The sequence below is a fragment of the Brevibacillus sp. YAE8 genome, assembly GCF_057543335.1.
This window is the reverse complement of sequence record NZ_BAAIYG010000062.1, coordinates 1-3,938: the sequence shown is the minus strand read 5'-3', so window position 1 is coordinate 3,938 and position 3,938 is coordinate 1. Positions and strand designations below refer to the sequence as shown.

4 protein-coding genes are annotated in these 3,938 nt (G+C 46.7%); all 4 read right to left on the bottom strand.

From position 1 onward, the window contains the following. Positions 1 to 475, bottom strand: a 475-nt coding sequence (locus AC27IT_RS27480) for a hypothetical protein (protein ID WP_487092237.1), incomplete at its 3' end; no start/stop codon positions are given. Beyond that, the gene (locus AC27IT_RS27475; RefSeq protein WP_283858116.1) at positions 472 to 855 is read right to left on the bottom strand and encodes an imm11 family protein; all 384 of its coding nucleotides are present in this window, start codon (positions 853 to 855) and stop codon (positions 472 to 474) included. The genes AC27IT_RS27480 and AC27IT_RS27475, both read right to left, overlap by 4 nt. Before the next feature lie 502 nt (positions 856 to 1,357). After that, complete coding sequence (locus AC27IT_RS27470; RefSeq protein WP_283858117.1) at positions 1,358 to 1,846, bottom strand: antitoxin YezG family protein; 489 nt, start codon at positions 1,844 to 1,846, stop codon at positions 1,358 to 1,360. Between the two features lie 5 nt (positions 1,847 to 1,851). Beyond that, positions 1,852 to 3,822 (bottom strand): DNA/RNA non-specific endonuclease, encoded by a 1,971-nt coding sequence (locus tag AC27IT_RS27465; RefSeq protein WP_487092238.1) that lies wholly within the window; start codon positions 3,820 to 3,822, stop codon positions 1,852 to 1,854. Positions 3,823 to 3,938 lie beyond the last annotated feature (116 nt).

Below are 3,938 nucleotides of genomic sequence, written 5' to 3'. Positions count from 1 at the left end.
GAACGACGTATTCGCAGATCGCTACCCGCAGCCCCTCATGCTCCCACAAATCGTTTTTCACGATTTGCAAGCCTGGCGTCTTCTTTTTGATCTGTGCCGTCATCGCTTGCAAAAAACTTTCGGCTTCATTCATCGACAGCGGGTGAGCCATATGGTTAATTCCCAGCAAAATCGTGCCTTCTTCATCCTGGCAAGCCAACTGCTCGTGTGGCTGAGCTGCACTGCTCTGGCTCATCAGCCCCTTTGGAATGAGTTGAAGCGAGCAAGGGAGAATCAGACGTACCCGCTCGTCGAAAAACATTCTCTCGGAAAATTCGAGCGTGCGTCCCTCGTATTCCAGGCGGCCTTGCTCCGCTGCCGCCAAGCACGCTTCCCAGGTCAACGGCGGTTTTTGCTGATTCCTTTCCTCCCATTGCTGCCGAAGCTGAATTTCATTCCACACATCCAAAATTTTTTCATCCCAGTAAGTTGTCATATCTCCCTCCCGGGCTCGATCTCCACTTTTTGCAAGACAAATCCTGTCAAGCCTCTACGCAGAAAACTTTCCGCCGCATCCATACTCACCACAATATACGGCTCCAAAATGCCTTGTATGGAAAAGACATGATGCTTCCTTGCTTTTTCATAGTCCAGCACCATTCGCTTTAATGCTCCATTCTGGTGAAACTCGCTGCTTTTGGACAGAACGTCTACAGCCGGAACCTGCATGAGCCAGTACACATTCCGGTCGTTTTGTTGTCGATCGATCAGATCGACACGCTTCCAGCGAATGCCCGGATTGTATTTGGCCGTGATCGATTTCATCCGGTCAGACAGCATCACTGTCGGTTTTTCCAGCCAATCCGGGTAGGCCAAGGCTCCCTCTGACTGAACATCCAAAACAGTTAAGGGTAAAAATGCTTCTGATTTTGAACATGCAAAAAAGCTCATTCCTATTCATGGTTCAAAGAGGAATGAGCTTTTGGAAGTTTTTCAACGGTTTATATTGGTTAAGAGACTTGTTTATTGATCGTATTGGTACGATCTTGTTTTAGGATTTATAAACTAATTTACACAAAAATCTTGACATTCCCTCAGTGTCCAATTCGACTCCCAACATTTCTTGCTGTGTTTCCACCAAAATGCCCCTCAGGGCTTTTGGAACATCTCATCAGGACTGCAAGTCGTTCTCTTTGTTAAGTTGACGAAGATGAACTTTTGGAATGATTCACATGTGTTTTCTCTCACTTTGTATTATTATTGTCAAAAGCTAAATGAGAGTTTACACAAAATATTTTACAGCCCCGTTTTATTAGTTGAATGAAGTGAATACTCAGCATAGATACCCAGACTGAAATCCCCCCTTCTCACGTTTTACTCAAATCGGATTTTCTGGGAATTCTTCAGTGTACCTAGTTATAAGATTTTGTAGAGCTTTATCTTGAGGAATCTCATTTAAGTACTTGTATTTCCAAATGATAAATTGGTCACTAAAACTATAATTAGTCTCAAACCACTTTGTATAATCAAAGTGGACATTTAATTTACCTGTTCTTTCTAAGCTTAAAGTAAAAGAATACCATAATTCTTGACCCTCATCTTCGAATGTTTCTCTCACTTTTTCAGCTAATGATAAAAGCTTTCTTTTATTTAATTTGAATTCCCTCTCGTTCACTTGATATTTATAAGGAATCTCAAGGCTATATTCATACCTCTCCAGATTCGTTTCTGGTTGGTAGAAAAAATATGTACCTCCACCATCGTCAGAAATTTGAGCATAAAAATAAAACTTTCTCCAACTCTCCGGAATCATTTCATTGACTGTTTCAGCTATCTGCTGATATAAATTGCTTAGTATTTTCTCCAATTCTTTCAACCTCCCGATTGATTTTTTATTGTCTTCTCAAAAGTTCCTTTGCCTTCAATTTTATAAACTACTTCAAAAGCATCTGGTCTCATTGAACTTCCCGAATAAATTGGTTCTATTTTTACGGTAACTTTTCTAGGTGGTACTTCATTCAAAGCATTCGCCCATTCCGTTTCCATTTGATACCACACCCCACCACTTCGATTAATTTGGCTATTTTGGGGGACTAGGTTATCAATATCCTTTGGCCCTTTAAACTGCGCTCCAATTAAGTGCCCACCGTCGTCATCAGGTAATCTGCCTTGCCCTTTTCCTACTGTCTTTTGAGCATATACACTGCGTTCTCCTTTACCAAGTACAAGCGTTCCTTCACAATCAATAATGCGCCCCAAACTGTCCGTACGATAAGTATAACCATCTGGTGATGTATATTCCACATTTGGTTTTAAAGCCTTTTTTCTATTTTTCCTTGTAAAATGGTCACCATATTTTACTTTTTGATAAACTGGGGGTTTACTACCACTTCCAGCATTACCCGTCGCCTCAGCCCCCCTCTTTTCAAGAGAAATATCCTGTCCAGAAGTTTTGCTAACCGAGCCACCTTCCCCAGCTCGATTCTTCGAATAGAAATACCCTTCTCCCTTCTGCCAGGCCAGGTAGCGTTGTCCGGTTGCGGCATTTTCCATCACGACGAGCTTTCCGTTCAAATACTCACTCATCTTCTCCAGGAACTTCACAATCGTCTCATTCAAATCTTTCAGCACATCATCCAGCAGCTTTGCCCTCGTCTTAAACTTCCCGTCCTTGAGCCGGATCCCTCCCCGCCTGTCTTGGGCGGCTGAGTGGGGCAACGGACCGCCTTTGCCTTTTCCGTCGGCATCCCTCTCGCCATGCAGCTGCTTCTTCGCGACGTCTGGCGTGTCCATATCCAGCCTGGTCGCTACTTTCCCGCTCTTCAATGCCATGGTGCCCGTGCCTCCGCTTACAGCAGTTAACCCGGCTTCCAGCAGCACCATGTCTTTCTTGAATTCGTTTTGCCCTTTGGCGTAGCTTTCTTCTACGGATCGGGTCCACAAGCCGCCGTGCAGATTTTCCTGTTTGTACTGTTCGGCTTTCACGAATGGATCGATGTAATCGTCGTAGAGTCCTTCACCAATCCATGCAGCCGCTCTTCCTGCATCGTGGAGGATTTCCCCAAACGCTTTTTGGCCGGTCGTCACTTTCTCGACGTAAGCGACGGTGTTGGTGTAGCCTTCCACCGCTCCTTTGGCCAGGTTGTTCCGCTCGGTCAGGGAGCCAACTTCGGAGCCACTCACAAACTCATACAATGCTTGGGCGTCATCGCCTCCCAGAAGCCCGGTCACGACCAGGTCGCCTGCGTCTACCGCCACATTCCACAGGCCCACCAATGTATCTCCCAAGGCATCAAACTTTCCTTGGACCTCGGCCCACTGATTCTCCAGCGTGCGGCGGGCCATGACCGCGAGCACACCGTTTGCCTGCACATCTTGCTCAAACGCACTCAAAATAGGGGGGAACGAATGGCGGGCGCTCGCTTCGAGCTGAATTTTTTCACTGTTCGCGTCGGCCTCTTCCACCAGCTTCAAGGCATCCATTGCCGTTTTGACAAGCAGTCCCTCTGCCCCTGCCAATCGGACGGCGGCACCGCTCAGACTCACGGCTCCCTTTCCGCGGATGCTGACCCAAGAAGCGCTGTTCAAGATGACCCCAGCTTCCTTGTCCATCGAGATGTACAGCATTCCTTCCTGCGCGGTCATGAGCAACTCTTTGTCGCCCAGTGTAAATTCTTTGCCTTGGGGGATGCCGAACGATTTTACTCCCGGGTCTTTCATTTTCTGCGCTTGCTTGTGGGCCGCCTCTCCTTGCGGGGCATGGCGGACGGAGTTCATGACCATGCCGTCGTCTTCTTCCGCACTGGGGAAGTACAGTTTGACTTTGGAACCTATCTCTGGCATGAGGTATAAAATCTGGTTGCCTTCCGCTGCGTACGGGAACCATTGGGCTTTGCTGGCTTCTTGTTTTTTGTCCATGTTCAGATGGATTTTGACCTGATTACGACCAACCTGGATGA

Coding starts and splice junctions, on each gene's coding strand:
- AC27IT_RS27465 (WP_487092238.1), bottom strand. CDS start 3,822: ATGCCAGAGATAGGTTCCAAAGTCAAACTGTACTTCCCCAGTGCGGAA.